General features: G+C 59.2%; 15 protein-coding genes and 2 pseudogenes. 8 read left to right on the top strand and 9 right to left on the bottom strand.

The window, feature by feature from the left end; translation table 11 throughout:
- Positions 1-10: 10 nt before the first annotated feature.
- Positions 11-790: an IS6 family transposase gene (locus tag JKL45_RS22170; protein ID WP_246498803.1), complete on the bottom strand. Its 780-nt coding sequence runs from the start codon at positions 788-790 to the stop codon at positions 11-13.
- Between the two features lie 1,282 nt (positions 791-2,072).
- Here JKL45_RS22170 and JKL45_RS22165 point away from each other — a divergent pair.
- Positions 2,073-2,213: a hypothetical protein gene (locus tag JKL45_RS22165; protein WP_201863802.1), complete on the top strand. Its 141-nt coding sequence runs from the start codon at positions 2,073-2,075 to the stop codon at positions 2,211-2,213.
- Between the two features lie 253 nt (positions 2,214-2,466).
- On the opposite strand, the gene JKL45_RS22160 is transcribed toward JKL45_RS22165, so the two are convergent.
- The 4 genes from JKL45_RS22160 to JKL45_RS22145 all read right to left on the bottom strand — a co-directional run bounded on the left by JKL45_RS22160 (position 2,467) and on the right by JKL45_RS22145 (position 6,316).
- The gene (locus JKL45_RS22160; protein ID WP_201863800.1) at positions 2,467-2,676 is read right to left on the bottom strand and encodes a hypothetical protein; all 210 of its coding nucleotides are present in this window, start codon (positions 2,674-2,676) and stop codon (positions 2,467-2,469) included.
- A gap of 55 nt (positions 2,677-2,731) precedes the next feature.
- Positions 2,732-3,226 carry a c-type cytochrome gene (locus JKL45_RS22155; RefSeq protein WP_201863797.1) on the bottom strand — a complete coding sequence of 165 codons (495 nt, stop codon included), beginning with the start codon at positions 3,224-3,226 and terminating at the stop codon, positions 2,732-2,734.
- A 1,047-nt stretch (positions 3,227-4,273) separates the two neighbouring features.
- Complete coding sequence (locus JKL45_RS22150; protein ID WP_246498802.1) at positions 4,274-4,951, bottom strand: ankyrin repeat domain-containing protein; 678 nt, start codon at positions 4,949-4,951, stop codon at positions 4,274-4,276.
- Positions 4,952-5,002: 51 nt separating this feature from the next.
- Positions 5,003-6,316, bottom strand: coding sequence for an amidohydrolase family protein (locus JKL45_RS22145; RefSeq protein ID WP_246498800.1), 1,314 nt, complete (start codon positions 6,314-6,316; stop codon positions 5,003-5,005).
- Positions 6,317-6,650: 334 nt separating this feature from the next.
- Between JKL45_RS22145 and JKL45_RS22140 the strand changes: the two genes are divergently transcribed.
- The gene (locus tag JKL45_RS22140; protein WP_201863793.1) at positions 6,651-7,508 is read left to right on the top strand and encodes a LysR family transcriptional regulator; all 858 of its coding nucleotides are present in this window, start codon (positions 6,651-6,653) and stop codon (positions 7,506-7,508) included.
- A gap of 43 nt (positions 7,509-7,551) precedes the next feature.
- Here the strand turns inward: JKL45_RS22140 and JKL45_RS22135 are convergent, their stop codons facing one another.
- Both JKL45_RS22135 and JKL45_RS22130 read right to left on the bottom strand, forming a co-directional pair.
- On the bottom strand, positions 7,552-8,460 hold the full coding sequence (locus JKL45_RS22135; protein ID WP_246498807.1) for a tyrosine-type recombinase/integrase: 909 nt from the start codon (positions 8,458-8,460) through the stop codon (positions 7,552-7,554).
- 164 nt (positions 8,461-8,624) lie between these two features.
- Positions 8,625-9,482: a GNAT family N-acetyltransferase gene (locus JKL45_RS22130; protein WP_201863792.1), complete on the bottom strand. Its 858-nt coding sequence runs from the start codon at positions 9,480-9,482 to the stop codon at positions 8,625-8,627.
- Positions 9,483-9,764: 282 nt separating this feature from the next.
- Here JKL45_RS22130 and JKL45_RS22125 point away from each other — a divergent pair.
- From JKL45_RS22125 to JKL45_RS22100, 6 genes and pseudogenes are all read left to right on the top strand, one after another.
- Positions 9,765-9,944: pseudogene (locus tag JKL45_RS22125) on the top strand (MbcA/ParS/Xre antitoxin family protein); the annotation flags it as partial.
- Positions 9,941-10,243: a DUF433 domain-containing protein gene (locus JKL45_RS30865; RefSeq protein WP_376771060.1), complete on the top strand. Its 303-nt coding sequence runs from the start codon at positions 9,941-9,943 to the stop codon at positions 10,241-10,243. The pseudogene JKL45_RS22125 and the gene JKL45_RS30865, both read left to right, overlap by 4 nt.
- The gene (locus JKL45_RS22115; RefSeq protein WP_201863789.1) at positions 10,240-10,458 is read left to right on the top strand and encodes a hypothetical protein; all 219 of its coding nucleotides are present in this window, start codon (positions 10,240-10,242) and stop codon (positions 10,456-10,458) included. Before JKL45_RS30865 ends, JKL45_RS22115 begins: the two co-directional genes overlap by 4 nt.
- Before the next feature lie 306 nt (positions 10,459-10,764).
- On the top strand, positions 10,765-11,163 hold the full coding sequence (locus JKL45_RS22110) for an MbcA/ParS/Xre antitoxin family protein (RefSeq protein ID WP_201863788.1): 399 nt from the start codon (positions 10,765-10,767) through the stop codon (positions 11,161-11,163).
- A complete protein-coding gene (locus JKL45_RS22105; protein WP_201863786.1) occupies positions 11,138-11,872 on the top strand; it encodes an RES family NAD+ phosphorylase in 735 nt (244 codons plus the stop codon). The genes JKL45_RS22110 and JKL45_RS22105 overlap by 26 nt, the downstream gene beginning before the upstream one ends.
- A 259-nt stretch (positions 11,873-12,131) precedes the next feature.
- Positions 12,132-13,274 (top strand): hypothetical protein, encoded by a 1,143-nt coding sequence (locus JKL45_RS22100; protein ID WP_201863784.1) that lies wholly within the window; start codon positions 12,132-12,134, stop codon positions 13,272-13,274.
- Positions 13,275-13,598: 324 nt separating this feature from the next.
- Here JKL45_RS22100 and JKL45_RS22090 read toward each other — a convergent pair.
- Together JKL45_RS22090 and JKL45_RS22085 are read right to left on the bottom strand one after the other, a co-directional pair.
- Positions 13,599-14,309: pseudogene (locus JKL45_RS22090) on the bottom strand (IS6 family transposase).
- Between the two features lie 15 nt (positions 14,310-14,324).
- Positions 14,325-14,768, bottom strand: coding sequence for a hypothetical protein (locus tag JKL45_RS22085; protein WP_201863781.1), 444 nt, complete (start codon positions 14,766-14,768; stop codon positions 14,325-14,327).
- Positions 14,769-14,885 lie beyond the last annotated feature (117 nt).

The following is a 14,885-nucleotide window of genomic DNA, read 5'->3' as shown; positions in this document are numbered from 1 at the left end:
AGAGTCCATCCTACGCCAGCCGAGTAGGTTTGACGAGGGGCACTGTTGCAGTCACTTGAGATGTGCATAACGAACCCGGTTCAACGGGCCGCTCAGGGGCAAGACCGAAGAGCTGATTGACGAGACCTATTTCGCCTGTCACTCGACGGCCCTGCTGGAGGTAATGCCCGCGGCGGATTATGCGCATGATCTCAAAACCCGTCAGGGTCGCGGCGGCGGTGCTCATGGTCTGAAAGCCGCGTGTTGGATGGATCAATCGCTTGAGCGCACCATGATCCGCCTCGATGATGTTGTTGAGGTATTTCGACGTGCGGTGTACCACATCTTTCGACAACAGCCCTTCGTTCTGCAGGCGCTCGATCGCCTTGGGATATGACGCCAGCTTGTCCGTCGTGCTGGAGAATGGCGGATAGTGGCTCATTGCCTTTATGGCCTTGTGTAAGAAACGATAGGCAGCGTTGGTATTCCGGCGATCAGATAGCATGAAGGCAACCAACCGACCGTGCTTGTCGACCGCGCGAAACAAGTATTTCCACTTGCCGCCTACGCGGACGTAGGTCTCGTCCACCGTCCAGGAGCCTGAGCGAGGTCCCTGGTAGAGCCGGATTCGCTTCTCGATCTCTGGCGCATAGCGCTGAACCCAGCGGAAGATCGTGGATGGAGCAACGGCGACACCGCGTTCCTGCATCATCTCGGCGAGATCACGATAGCTGATGCCGTACTTGCAGTACCAGCGCACGCATAGAAGGATGATCTCAACCGGAAAGCGGCGGCGCTTGAACAGAGACAACAGGATCGCTCCTTGATTGGCCGATCCGGATTACACTCCCGAAGTTAATGCAACAGTGCCTGCTCTGGATTTGGCGCGGCCGCATGGCTAACGGGCAAGCCCTAGTCGATGAGCTTTGTTGCGACTATTTACGTCGTACGTTCAGCCCGGCACTCCCGACAACCCGGCATCGATCAGTTTTGCTCTTCTGCGCTACATGCGGGGCGAGGGTAGGCGCTTGTTCATCACTCTGGAGTGCACATCCTTCGAGGACGTGAAGGGACAGCTCAATTCCCTGCAAGATGAGTTGAACGAGATCCGCAAGAGGGTCCGGCGGGAATTCCAGATTGCATAGGTTCGGCATCATTCCATGGTGTTTGCTTCAGTTGAACGGCGGCATTAATCATAGGCTCGTGCGGACATGGCGAACTTGGTAGACGCAAGGGACCCAAAATCCCTTGTGCTTGTCCGTGCGGGGTCGAGTCCTTCCGTCCGCGCCATCAACAAATCCCTTCACCATACCCCGCTATTCGCTGACGAGGCGCGGATGAGGTGGCTATTGGATTATAGAAGACCAAGCAGCAAAAAGGCAGGGCCGCTTCCAGACGATAAAATGATCCCGTGTGGCAAGGCAAAGGTCTGGATCTCTTTCCAGTCGAGCGATCTGTGCGTCAATCGCACTAAGTTTCTGCTCAAACCGCGCTATCTCACGTCGCGCAGAGGAAAAACCTATCTGCTTTTTCGCTGGCATGCCGCACCCCAGTCCTTGTGGTAAGGGCTCATTAACCAGTTTCGTCGGAGGCTGCTGTGCCCTGACGCACGCAAGTGCACGTCCGATGGGGAGACCCGAGGGTAGAGGAACGCCCTCCGGGTTAGTTGGAAGAGATCCCCGAACGTGCCTTCCACCCATTCCAGGTAGCCTACCGCCTCTGACATTAGCCACGGGAAGTAATCATCCGAGCAAGAACCATAATCTCAAGGAATTTTTCCATATATCCCTTTGAGTTTATTGCGAAACAGAGATGAACATTTACGCTTGGAAGTGGTCTCCAAGGGAGCCGCAAGCGTGGAACGGGTGGTGGTAACGCGTACAGGGGATGATGTCTGGTCGGTCTCGCACGACCGGCGAAGCATCTCAGTTCACTCCACAGAGGAGCAGGCACTCTCCGCAGAGTTTGCCTTGGCCTCAAAGCGCAAGCGGCAGGGGTTTGAAGCAGTTGTCGTGATTGCACGAGTGAGATGAAGGTGATGACGCGCTTATGCCCACGGTCCTATCTGTCGCCTATTGTAGGATTTCTTCAACATGGCTGACGATGATGACAAGCTCCTGGTGGCTCGTCCGAAGTCGCCCGCCACTGACAGGCTGTCGCACGTCCTAGAATGGTTCGGGTTGCTGGTTGCCCTAGGTGTTATCGGCTGGGCGCTCGTCTACACACTCGGTTAGTCGCCAAGAGGCAGATGCGCCTTGGCCGGGCTCTAGGAGGAATTCGCAGCAGATGCCGCGCGATCCGACGCTCTGCGCCGAGATCCCTGCGAAATAAGTGAGGCACTGGCGCCCCTCGTAGCCGCCGTTGTACCGCACGATGCGACAGGTACCCTGGTCCGTCATCTTTTCGCTCCTCAATCCTCAAGGCGGGCCTCACGCTGGAGAGCGACTCCAGCCGACTGGCTCCGACCAAACATGCGATGGTGTTAACCTAAAGCTTCAATTTCTCGTCGTGCGGAGAGAAGTCGGCTGCAGGATCCTGTCGCGGATCACCCGATTCATAGTCCCAACTCTGCGGGGCCATGGCATAGACCCGATCCTGCAGGGCCGTTACATTTGCCATGACCTCAAACGGCGGTTCAGGTGGGAGCGGCCGAGCGAGGTGCATCTCCAGCTCAGCCTCAAGCATGTCAGATGTCATGTGCGCCTCCCCGGGGATTGCCGGCTTCTGGGTTGGGGTGCTCTGCTCCAGGTGGCTACTGGGGCATAACCACCGTCAGGTAAGGGGCTGAGGGCTTCTCGTTGGCCCCGACCGGACCGGGTACCGGATTTCTGACCGGCTTCAGGCTCTTGAGATAGCCAGCCAGAGCCCGGGCATCACCATCCGTGAGCTTGCCATAGGAATGGTACGGCATGATCGGCACGAGTTGCCGGCCGTCCGGCCTGACGCCGGATCGCACCGCCTTGATGATGTCGGCCTCGCTCCACTTGCCGAGCCCTGTGTCGGGATCAGGGGTCAGGTTGGGCGGATAGAAGATACCGAGGCCAGGGATCTGGAAGCCGACCTCCGATCCAGCCAGAGGACGCTGCAGATCGGGTTTGCCGAGGAAGGTGCCTGGTGTATGGCAGCCGGTGCAGTCCATGATGGTCACCAGGTACTCGCCACGCTGTATCTGGCTCTGTGCGAAGGCCGCTGGGACGGACAGGAGGAGGCCGCTGGCTGCCAAAGCAGCCGGGATGATGGATATCATGGAGCATCTCTGACTGAGGTTTAACCCAGCTAAGGTGCCAGAGGCTACACGGGAGTGAAGTGCGCAAAAGGCGTAGATCGGCGACGGTAACTGTCACGGACTTCCTTTCAAAGCCATTCCCAGGGATCGGCTGACGCAATGTCCAGGGTCGCGGGCTCGAGGCCACCTTGCCCATGCTCGGCAGCCGCATCAGGTTACATAATCTTTGTTAGCGCCATTGTTTGTGTAGCCGCAAAGTTAGAATGTCCTAATCCTGTTGTTCTGAAAGGCCATAACTCTTGCTTTGAGGCTTCCATCCCAGCTGCAGCGGGAGACTTTATGGCGAGTGGTTTCTAATTGGCAGCTCGGGCTGCTCTCGGTTCAAGGATCACAGCGATCCATGCTTGCTGACCGTCTTCATAGGAAACGCAATGGGGCAACCGATGCAATTGAATTTTGAACGATGTAAAAGCCTGTTCGACTTTATTCGACAGCAATCGCCTTGAGAGCCCGCCTAACAGCGACACGGGCTGCCTTGACGTGGCTGGCGGCTAGCAGTTCGTCGACAATTCTGAGCGCCATTACAGCGTCGGCCTGCTAGACCGCGTCCGGAGGGACTGCAGTCGCGCCGTGAGCCCCTTCAGCCCTGGCAAGATCGTCGCTCTAGCCCATCAGATATGCCGGACTTTATTTGAACGCGGTAGCTAGAGTTGAACACGGTAGCTAGGCTTGCCACCGCATCCTCATCTGGATGTTGGGGACGACCGGTAATGATGTCCTAGATGAATCCCACCTCCAGAGAGGCGCAATGCTATGAGATCTTCAGCGCATGAACTCGTTCTCCAATGTGCTCTTTGATCATCGTGTGCACACTAGGCTCCGTGGGGGCAGACGTGACCAAAGGCGGAAGGCGGTCCATCCGCGCTCTTCCCACCTTCCTTTTGGCTTTGGCTATCATTGACCGAGCATGGTTATTAGAACGCAACCCGCTCGCTGATGAGGTCTCCATAACATCGGCGGACCTTATCCATCAAAGACATTCCAGCTAGACCGACCGATGAGAGTGGCTCACATTGCTCCAGCCGCGACAAGGATCGCTTCGATTTCCCTGTAGCCACGGCTGCGCGCGTGATGCAGCGGCTTCACGCCATCCCGATCCGCCAAGTTGATGTCGGCGCCTGCCTTCACCAAAAGCTCGACGATCTGCAAATGACGTTCGCCCCCAGCACCCAGGATGATGGCCTCCAGCAAAGCGGTCCAACCGAGATTGTTGACGTGGTCCACACTGATGCCCGCCTCGATCAAAGTGCGGACAGTGTCAACATGGCCACGCTCCGCGGCTGGAATGAGAGCAGTGCCGCCATAGCGATTGGTGCTATTGAGATCCGCGCCGTGCGCGAGTGTCATCTTCAGGATCTCGAGATGACCACGCGCCCCGGCATAGAGATAGGGGCTGTCGTTGATCAGATCCTTTGCATTGACGTCGGCGCCGGCCTCAATCAACGCCCTCGCAACCTCGATCCTGTTGCCGTGGGTTGCGATGAGCAACGCCGTTCGCCCGGCTTCATCCCTCGCATCGACGTCAGCGCTGAGGGAGAGAAGAGCTTGAATCTGTGCCGCATCGACATCGTTGTCTGTGACGGCGTCCAATAAGTCTTTCCCTCTCGTTGATTGTCCAACAACCATCATCGATGGGCCCACTATGCCGAGTACAACAAGGATCGAGATGGCGAGACTTCTTCGCATGATCGGAACTCGTTGCAGGAGCAGTGAGCGGCTCGGCCGATGGTTGTTGCCTCAGGCACGCTCAACAGCACCGTAGACCAACCGCCCCTTGTGGAACGTTGCCCGCCGCGGGGAGCGCCGTGCGACGGCCTCGGCGGAACAGCTGGCATCAACCACAACGAACTCAGCCGTGTCACCTGATCGCGGCCAAGCCACTTTCCCATCGTCGCTCAGCGGAAGCACATCGCCGGTGGCGATCGCAAGGGCGCGCGACAGACGGAACTCGTCGCTACCACCGTAAAGCTGAGCCCACAGGTTGGCCTTCTCCAGCATGTCACCACTACCGAATGGTGACCAATGATCGATGACGCTGTCCGTGCCGGTCATAATCTTGACCCCTTTGGCACGCAGCTGCGGCAGCGGCATTGTCCTCTGTCCAATCGGCACCGTCGACACTACGGTCAAGCCCTGCGCGGCCATGCGCCCGGCCATCTCGTTCAGCTCCTCGGGACGCAGCGTGGACAGAGCGAAGGCGTGGCTGAGCGTCAGCCGGTTACGCAGAGCAGGGGTCTTCTCGACAGTTGCGATCATGTAGTTGAGAGCCGCCACGCCGGCAGGGTTGGCTTCATGGATATGGATATCGACACCCTTGTCGTGGTCGAGCGCGATCTGGAACATCGCATCCAGCGATGCTTCCATGGCGCCGTCAACATTGGTGGGGTCCAGACCGCCAACGTACTGCACGCCCATGCTCATGGCTTCACGCATCAGCCCATCCACCTTGGAATGTAACAGGCCGTGCTGCGGGAAGGCGACGATCTCGCACTCGAAGCTGTCGCGATAATTCGCCAGCGCAAGCTGCAGATGCTCCAGGCTTTTTAATCCGCTCACTGGATCGATGTTGCAGTGACTGCGGGCTACTGAGCTGCCTTGCGAGAGGAGGAGGTCAATCAGCGTCTCCGCACGTGCCTGCGAGGTTGGCAGCAGCTTTGGAAGAAGCACTTCCTCCCGCGCAATCATATCCATGATGGTCTTGCCTTGACGGGGAAGGGGAGCCTGCCACGGTCCTCCATAGAAGGTCTTGTCCAGGTGTATGTGCATGTCTCGGAATGCAGGCAGAAGCAGCTTGCCCTGCGCTTTGTAGCGCGGTAGGGCTGCCTCCAACGCGGCATCCGCGTCGTGCACCGCTTTGATGCGACCATCCTGGATTTCCAGCGTATGGATTCCGGTCCGGGTGCCGACCACCACTTCGCCCTCACGCTCGAAGCCTTCTTCGAGGCGCACATCGGTCAAGTAGTAATGACTGTCTTTAAGCGTTGTGACCTGCTGATGGGACTGGTTTGTCTTGGAAGTGGCCTCGGCGGCTGCGGTCTGCGCACCGCTCAAGCCCAGTATCGTGGACGCAACCGCCAGCCCACCGGAATGATGAAGGAAGGCTCTTCGGCTTTGGTGATTTGCACTTTGCACGTGTCGCTCCTGTCTGCTTATCGCTGAGGTGTAACGGTCGGCACTTGGGCGTGCGTCGGCTGCCGAGTTCGGCTTAGCCGTTATAAGGCTGTCAATCGTCGCATCTCCTACAACGAGATCCGCTCACGCCGCCAAGAATTCTGTACTGCAGTGTCGGAAGGATAGTGCCGGCGCACTTCATCTGGAAATTAAATGTTCAGATCAGGATTATTGATTTATTGAATAACAGTGGCAGTGCTTCAACGAGTCGCCGATGCTCGACCCACGCCTATTGCGGACCTTTATTGCAATCATCGAAGCCGGAGGCTTTACCCGGGCAGCTGAGCGCCTGCACATGACCCAGTCGACCTTGAGTCAGCAGCTCGCCCGGCTGGAGGAAGCCGTTGGGCAGACCTTGGTGGATCGGGACGCACGCCCCATACGCCCCTCCGCCGCAGGCGAACGCCTCCTTGGGTATGCCCATCGGATCATGGCGCTCCAGAGCGAGGCGACGGCGGCACTGGGCAACCCGGCCGGCACAATGCCCATTCATATCGGGCTTCCGGAAGATGTCTTCAGCCGTCCCATGGCCCAGCTTTTCGGCGAGTTCGCTAGGCGCCATCAGGAGATCCGTCTTGACGTCAGCGCCGGGCTGAGCCGCGACCTGACCCGGCGTTACCGTGGCGGCGAGTTCGACATCGTTGTCGTCAAGGAGCCGGCACCTAGCAACGATTGTCGGACCAGCTTCCCCGAATCCACAGGCTGGTTCGAGAGCAAGGATGCTCCTGATGCCTGGCCGGACCCTGTCCCCCTCGTGACCTTCCCTCCTGGGGGCCTTTACCGTGAGACCATGTTCGACCGCATCGAGCGTGAGCGTCGCCATTGGTACATCGCCTTTTCAGGCAGCAGCCTCAACAACGTGCTCGTCGCCGTCGAGGGGGGCCTTGGCATAACCCTCCTCCCGATTGCCGCAACGCTCGGGCGCTACGTGAGGCCTTATACCCAATTCGGCGACGAAGCCCCGATCATGATTTCCATCTATGCTTGGGAGAGCACGGGTCTCATCGCGGAATTGGTACAACAGATCGGCGCCGCCTTGTCCGAACGCAGCCGCCGTCCCGGGAAGTTGTGAGTGCTTCCTGTCAATCGAAACTGGAGGCGGGTCACGATCATCTTCAAGCTGAACCAGCTTGCGCATTCAGGGGATGGAGGTCACGGACCATCTGGTGCAGGCGGGAGGTGTCGAGATGAGTATAGATCTGGGTGGTTTCAACGCCGGCATGGCCGAGCAGCTCCTGCAGCACCCGCAGGGCGGTGCCGCCGGAATGCATGTGGGTGGCAAAAGCATGCCGCAGCACGTGCGGTGACACCCGCTCGGGGCTGGCCAGCCCTGCGGCCACCGCGGCCTCCTTGATTTCGAGCACGGCTGCCTGGCGCGTCAAAGGCTTGGTGCTATTGCGGACCGAGTGGAAGAGCCACTGGGTCGGCTTGCTCCCGGAATAGGCATGAGCGAGCTTCTGCCAGAGGGCGATGGCCGCGGTCGCCCGCTCATGCAGGGGCACGAGCCGCTGCTTATCGCCCTTGCCGCGCACCAGAAGCATGCGGGTCCCAGGAGGCGCTGCGTCAGACTGCAGCGACAGCGCCTCGCTGATCCGCATGCCGGAGGCATAGAGGGTCTCGAACAGGGCGGCTCTCCGGGCATAGCCTGCCTGACGGTAGAGGCCGACCGAGGGATCGGCTGCGAGCGCGTGGGCGGTTTCCAAGAGCGCTTCGGTTTCGGCAATGGATAGGACGATGGGCAGCTTCCTGGGCCGCTTCACGGCCGGCATGGTAGAGGTGGGATCGCGGGGGCCGAGTTCCTCGGCGATCAGGAGCTTGTGCAAGCCGCGCACCACCGTGATACGCCGGGCGATGGTCGAGCTGGCATAGTCGCGCCCATCGAGAGCGGCGATGTAGTCGCGCATCTGCTCCAAGCCGATTTCGTTCAGGCCAAGGCTGTTCTCATCGAGCCAGGCGAGGTAGCAGTTGAGATCGTCGGTGTAGGTGTCGATGGTACCGACCGAGGCCCCGAGCTCGGTCGCCAGAGCATCGAGTCACAGCTGGGCCAGCCGATGGTTGGTCCGCATCAGATCCTCCTGGGAGAGGATCCTGCCACAGCACCAGTTACAGACTTCTTGTCAAAATGACTGCCTGCCACAAACCGGGACGGTTGGCCCACTATTGTCAATTCCTCCGCAATTTTGAGTTATTATCCGAGCTCGAAGGTCGAGATCCCATAGGTTCGGGTAAGCGGCAGGTCCGGCCGCACGCCCCGGTACATCCGGGCTGTCTCAAACACAGGCGAAAGACTGTAGCGGGCGGCCAGCTGAACGGCAGCCTGGTTCGGCTCCGGTAGATCCAGGAAGACCAGAGCCCCCTTAGCCTTTACTGCAAGTGCCTGGAACAGCAGATCCGCCTCACGCTCACCGTCGGCAAAGAGTGGTCCGATCTTGTAGCCGTTTTGGCATTCCCGAATGACGCCATAGCCCCTGATTGTTCCATCCTCCACGAAGGCAATGGCAGTCCGGGCCTCTGGCCTGAGCCAGCAGCGCAGAAAGGCCTCGCGCGGCGCGGCAAAGAATGGGTGATCATAGGCCAGAACGGCCGCGACGAGGTCAGAGCCCACCAGCCTCAGGCGCTTGTCCCGAGGAGGCTCGACCTGCGGGCTGCCGCCGAAGCGCACGTTGCGGTGCGCCAGCACGAAGCCGGATCGGGCATAATTGTCCTGTTGAGCGACGACACCATCGAGACCGACTGTGCGGTCCTCCAAGTAGTCCATCCCGGCTTGCCAGAGGCGATAGCCGAACCCATGCCCTCGCCGATCCGGCCGGACCATGTAGAACCCGAGAAACCCGAATGTGCTGGAGTAGCGCACGACCGAGATGGAGCCGATGGGCTCGGCACCAAGACAACCCATCAGGAACCCTGCTGGATCGGCAGCCTGGAAGCACTCAGCATCCTTGAGGCCGGGGTTCCAGCGCTCGGCTGCCGCCCAGTCGATTACCTGATCGAGATCCGTGCGATCCATGACACGGATGGCCAAGGTATCGGTGCTCGCGTGTGCCATATTCCGCCTCTTCAAGCTTTGCTTCTGATCGAAGAACTTGCCTCGCTGCCCCAGGCAGGAGTTTGGCTACTCGTGGGACACTCCACTGGGCTCCAATGCCGCCAATCTTAACTGATGCAATCGCTTCAGGATCCACGTAGCGGGTGAACTCCGCCGCAGGGGTAGCATTGCCGCCCTCCGACAGAGACGCTAGCGGGCAGGGGGGATCGTATCAGCGTCGGCTTTGGCATATACTGTCCGCAGTGAACCCTGCTTGAATGGCTTGTGATGGATGATGCGACGCTCCAGATCCTCACAATGGCTGAAGAAATGGCCGGCAGCGAGCAGCAGGCCGCGATCTGGTTCAAGCATCAGCCCATTCCGGCCTGGGGCGGAAAGACAGCTTCTGACCTCGTTCGTGAGGGTAAGTCAGATCAGGTCATTGCCTATCTGGAGGCCCTACGATCCGGCGGCTATGCATGATTCAGAGAAGGCGAGCGAGCTTGGTACATGACCTTGTCACGAGCGATCCTGAAATCCTTGATGGCATGCCGGTTGTTAAGGGCACACGGGTCTTAGTTTATGACTTGGCGGCATCCGTTACGGCAGGGATCTCGCGGGATCGCATTCTGGCGGCTTATCCCACCATCGAGGAGCACCATCTGGATGTGCCCGTCGCCTACGCGAAGGCTAATCCATTGCAGCGACAGACCCGTAGATTTCCAACGGTGGCTGGGGCAACTCTGGTGAGGTCTGAGCAGATACCGAGGCGGAAGGGATGATGGTCGAACCACAGGATCTTGAGTATGGAGGACCCGAGTGGTCCGAGCAGCTCAAGAGCGCAATCCGTGAGGCCATCGCCGAGGCTGTCGCGGAGCATCAGAGAAGAGGGAATCCTGTGTACTTCACGGACGATGCGGGCTGCTTTTGTGTGACGATGCCCGACGGCCATGAGCGCCGGCTGACAGATGCGGAAATCGAGGCTCTCATGCGGTGACCAATCGTCAAGTTCTCCTGGTGTCGGTGAGTTCTCTTAAGCGCTAGGGTGATCACGCGGCCAGCTAACAGCAGACTTCTTGTCAAAATACTAATTGTGCAAAATGTTATGTCGTTTCAATTGAATCTGCATTGAAGATGCAAGTGTTGATAAAAGTAATGGGTTGCACCCGGAAGGGGAATGTCCCCGCCTCACACTTCATCTCGGTTGTGCCACTCGGCGCCTTTGCCACTAGCTTAGCAACGGAACTGTACTTGCAGATCTGCAGTTTATGACCTAAATTGTGCGATATCGCAGGAGGGCATTATGAGCGGAGCTGTTCAGGCTGTTGCTGAGAGGATGCCTGTCGACAGACAGCGCCTGGCGCTTGAGGGCTTCTTCAGCATCATGGATCATTGGGGGGTCGACAACACCATCGCCCGCAGACTTCTTGGCTCGCCTGCCGAACGAACTTTTTATGAGTGGAAAAGGGGTAAGGTTGGGCGTTTACCCGAAGATACGCTCCGCCGGATCGGCTACATCGCCGGCATCTGGAAAGCCCTTCAGATCGTATACTCACAGCCGGATCTTGCGGATAGCTGGGTCAAGCGGCCAAATGCTTTCTTCGGAGGCCAAACCCCACTCGAGCGCATGGCCGCCGGTGACGTAACCGATCTTGCCGCCGTCCGCACCTACATTGATGCTGCCCGTGCTCCCTGGTCTTGAGATCGCCGAGGCCGCCGTCGATTGGGCAAAGGCGTGGCGTATCATCGCCTCGCGCTTTCCACCAATCCATCTGTTCGAGCGCGTTTCGCCCAATACTGCAGTTTGGGAGGCACTGATCGAGCTCGAGGAACTCACGAACCCTCGTGTACGGGATCAAGTTGGCCAGATCAGCCTGGTACCACCGGAGCGGCGGATCAGTGGCATCAATGCCTCATGGGTGATGGCATCCTTCACCCATGTGAACCCAAAGGGATCACGCTTCTCCGATGGTACATATGGGGTGTACTACGCAGCAGGTAGCCTTCAGACGGCCATCGCCGAGACCGTGCATCACTTTGCGGCGTTTGCACGCGATGCGAATGATCCGCCGCGGCGCGAAGATATGAGGGTGTTGGTCGGCCCTATCTCAAACCGCTTTCATGACATTGAAACCTTACAGCCTGAAGAGCACCGTGCCGTAGTGATGGATCCAAGCTCCTACGGGACTAGCCAAACCCTTGCCCGCTCACTACGCGAGCAGCACAGCAATGGTCTGCTTTATCCAAGCGTGCGTTATCGGCAAGGCCACTGCGTGGTGGCTTTTTGGCCCGACGTCGTTGGGATCCCGCGCCAGGAGCGTCATCTGCAGTACGAATGGAATGGCCAATCCGTGACGCGCTACTTCGACTACAGCCGCAGTGAGTGGCTTCCGATGCCGGCAGACGCGTAAGGGATACAACATCCCCGCACGGTTAGGTTCTGCCAAAGCAGATCACCACAACCCATTCATCGTGCCGCTTCACTGGATTGGACATCCGCGCGTCCTGTTGTGACGGAACGAAGCACGGTTTGACAGCATCTTGGAATTTTGCGGATTTGGCGTTAATTGCCTGCAAATCCTTTGCCAGCTTCTTTCGAAACGGGTCGCTCAAGGCATTGAGCCCTTCCGATTTCAAAGAGCCCTTCACAATCCTCATAGGACCAGCAAGATGCCAGGCATCGCACGTCAGTTCGAGCCGCAGATCACCCGTACCGGTGGAGCCCCTTCCAAGTACCGTTTCACCGCCCGATGCTCCGGGTGTCCCAAGACAGACACCTACGAGGCCAGCAGGCCTGCCGGTGATGAGCTCGTCAAAGGCTACTTCAAGGACCGTGGCTGGCTTCTCGGACGCGAGCGGGCCTATGATCTGTGTCCAGCTTGCCTAGCCGAACCCCGAGAGGCTCAGCGCCATCGGTCGCCAGAGGCTGCGAACGCATCCAGCCGCCTGAGCGCCCCGGCGGACAAGCGGTCCCGGGATACGGCTGACATCCTGGCGCGCCACTTAGGCAAGCCGGAGGAGCTCGCTGCTGAGGTCTTCCGTTCCAAGCAGATACAGTCCTCTCACCCGTCTGCTCCGCATGTACCTCAGCAGACCGGATCAACCCCTGCGCTGCCCCCTGAGGTCGAGCAGGCCCTGACCGGGATGGCTGCGGATTTCAAAAGCCTCCGGTCCACCATGGAACTCATAGTCGAGCAGGTCAGCAAACTGGTGGCTCTTAGCGGTCAGCAGACCGAGGCGATTGCACGCCTGGCACCTCTGATGATCCAATCGGCTGAGGGAATTTCCGGCAGTGTCAGAGAGGTTGTGTCTGCCGTACAGACGTTCGCCCCGCCCACCGCCGTGCCGCTCGCCCAACAATCCATTTCAGCGGGTAAGGTTCGCAACGAGCGACAGCAGGACGTCAGCTCAGAACCGGAACCTATTGAGATGCCTGATGCGCTGGCGAAGCGGATTCAGCGTTCAGGGAAAACCGGAGGGCCAACGCGTAAAGCTGCCTCTGCTCAGGTCGTGGTCAAATCGATTCCTGATGCCAAGCGCTCGGACCGGTTCTACACCTCCATCCGCCTGCCTCGCGAGCTGTGGGATCAGGCAGGCTTTGGGCCGGACGAGAAGCTTCTGCTTGCCTGGAGCGGCAAGGCTCTCACGGTTGAGCGTGCGACCGAGGGTGGCGTGAAGCCGAAGGCGGTTGGTGACACCTCTGTGGTGCTGCAATCCTGGAAGCTCGGTAACCTCAACTTCGATCAGCCCAGGGTCGCCGGCGCCAACGGCTCTCTTCGGCTGACGGCGGAACGTCGCAGCCCTAGGGCTTGATCGTCACAACATGCACAGTGATCGCCTGTTCCGCTCTGGCTGCAGCGCACGGGGTGGGGCAGAGGCGTGCGGACGTCTGGTCCTGAGCTAGCCCTGTGACTTGGTCTGCACGGCGATCCAGTCCTGCGCCTTGATCAGGACCGCCTCGCGGTCTGCCGCCAAGACAATGCCGGGCCGCTGATTGGGCTGGGTGATCACTCCCATCCACTCCAACGGAGTCGGCTGCAGCCTGACGGTGTAGCCGAGTTACTCGAGCATGGATAACTCATCGGGCATCGTCAACTTAACGGGTTGAGGCAGGTCCGCCCGTCCTGGACCGTCAACTCAGAAGCCAGCCGCGACGCCAGTTACCTCGGCCCAGACCCCGAAGGCTCGGGCGCGGGACTTGCGGTGATCAGCAGCGTTGGTGTTGGCGGGCCGGCGGAAGAGGTTGGCAACCTGGTTGTGAACGGAGAGGAAGCGCTGGGCCTGTTCTGCCGACTTGATGCGTTTCATGATGCGCTCGGGTCGTCGGGTGGCCTGATGGCTGTTCTCTGCTCGGTTATTCAAGCCACGATGCTGCCGATGCTTGACACCCGGGATGATCCCTCGCTTAGCCGCGCCGTAGCTGGCGAGCTTACCGGTGATCATCACGCGCGGTGCGATGCCCTGCTTCTAGAGTAGCTTCCGCAGCAGGCGCTTGGCTGCTTTGGCATCGCGGCGTCTCTGGACCAGAATGTCGAGCACGATCCCATGCTGATCGACGGCTCGCCAGTGCCAATACTTTTTCCCAGAGATACTGATTACGACCTCATCCAAGTGCCACTTGTCTCCGGGTGCCGGAAGACGACGGCGGATTTTGTTCGCAAGGTTCTGGCCGAACTTCCTTGCCCACTTTCGCACGGTCTCATGGCTGACCTCGATGCCTCTGGCGGCGAGCATCTCTTCGACCATGTGCAGGCCGAGTGGAAACCGGAAGTACACCTAAACGGCATAGCTGATCACTTCAGTCGGGAAGCGGTGACGGGCATAGCGTGAATGATAGGTCGAGTTCATCCCTCACATATGCCTCTATCCAGTCACCCGCCAGTTAACCTGACGGTGCCGCCCGAACACCGTCCGGGAGAGGCGCGCTGGTTTCAGATAAGGTGAGGAACCATTCGTCGGGCGGATAAATCTGTTGTTACGTTGGAAGCCGATGGACAACATTCGTTCGGGACTGTGACATGGCTTCCCATGCGAGTTCAGCCAGGACGCCAATGCGCTCCCGGCGGTCGGGGCGGTTGCCCAGATCACCTCGAGTTGCCCACTGGTTTCCCGCAGAGCGATCAACGCACCATCCCAGCGGGTATGGGTCAACCCTGGCTCGGTGGAGCCGTAGCCTGTTTCCTCACGCCAAACCATGCGGGCAATGGCGCACATGACCCCAAACGCCTCATGCAGGCGCGAGATCCAATCCGGCTCGGTCTCTTCGTTGTGAGCCGATATCGCGGGGTACTGGTGCAGGCTGCTCATCGTTGTTTTGGCTCCCGTCATCAGGTCCAGAGGCCACTGCACCCTATTGTTTTACTGCAGCTTTGAGAGACTAAGGCCCAAGGCTCGCCAGCGGCAAGGTCCAGTGGCGAAAGCCTC

Source organism: Microvirga soli (assembly GCF_016734765.1).
Taxonomy (GTDB): domain Bacteria; phylum Pseudomonadota; class Alphaproteobacteria; order Rhizobiales; family Beijerinckiaceae; genus Microvirga; species Microvirga soli.
Note: the sequence above shows the minus strand (reverse complement) of the source record. Positions and strands in the feature narration are given on the sequence as shown.

What these genes read in the sequence shown, in the direction of transcription:
- JKL45_RS22165 (WP_201863802.1), top strand. Translation starts at nt 2,073, where the DNA reads ATGGCTGACGATGATGACAAGCTCCTGGTGGCTCGTCCGAAGTCGCCC.
- JKL45_RS22160 (WP_201863800.1), bottom strand. Translation starts at nt 2,676, where the DNA reads ATGACATCTGACATGCTTGAGGCTGAGCTGGAGATGCACCTCGCTCGG.
- JKL45_RS22155 (WP_201863797.1), bottom strand. Translation starts at nt 3,226, where the DNA reads ATGATATCCATCATCCCGGCTGCTTTGGCAGCCAGCGGCCTCCTCCTG.
- JKL45_RS22150 (WP_246498802.1), bottom strand. Translation starts at nt 4,951, where the DNA reads ATGCGAAGAAGTCTCGCCATCTCGATCCTTGTTGTACTCGGCATAGTG.
- JKL45_RS22140 (WP_201863793.1), top strand. Translation starts at nt 6,651, where the DNA reads ATGCTCGACCCACGCCTATTGCGGACCTTTATTGCAATCATCGAAGCC.
- JKL45_RS22130 (WP_201863792.1), bottom strand. Translation starts at nt 9,482, where the DNA reads ATGGCACACGCGAGCACCGATACCTTGGCCATCCGTGTCATGGATCGC.
- JKL45_RS30865 (WP_376771060.1), top strand. Translation starts at nt 9,941, where the DNA reads ATGATTCAGAGAAGGCGAGCGAGCTTGGTACATGACCTTGTCACGAGC.
- JKL45_RS22115 (WP_201863789.1), top strand. Translation starts at nt 10,240, where the DNA reads ATGATGGTCGAACCACAGGATCTTGAGTATGGAGGACCCGAGTGGTCC.
- JKL45_RS22110 (WP_201863788.1), top strand. Translation starts at nt 10,765, where the DNA reads ATGAGCGGAGCTGTTCAGGCTGTTGCTGAGAGGATGCCTGTCGACAGA.
- JKL45_RS22105 (WP_201863786.1), top strand. Translation starts at nt 11,138, where the DNA reads ATGCTGCCCGTGCTCCCTGGTCTTGAGATCGCCGAGGCCGCCGTCGAT.
- JKL45_RS22100 (WP_201863784.1), top strand. Translation starts at nt 12,132, where the DNA reads ATGCCAGGCATCGCACGTCAGTTCGAGCCGCAGATCACCCGTACCGGT.
- JKL45_RS22085 (WP_201863781.1), bottom strand. Translation starts at nt 14,768, where the DNA reads ATGAGCAGCCTGCACCAGTACCCCGCGATATCGGCTCACAACGAAGAG.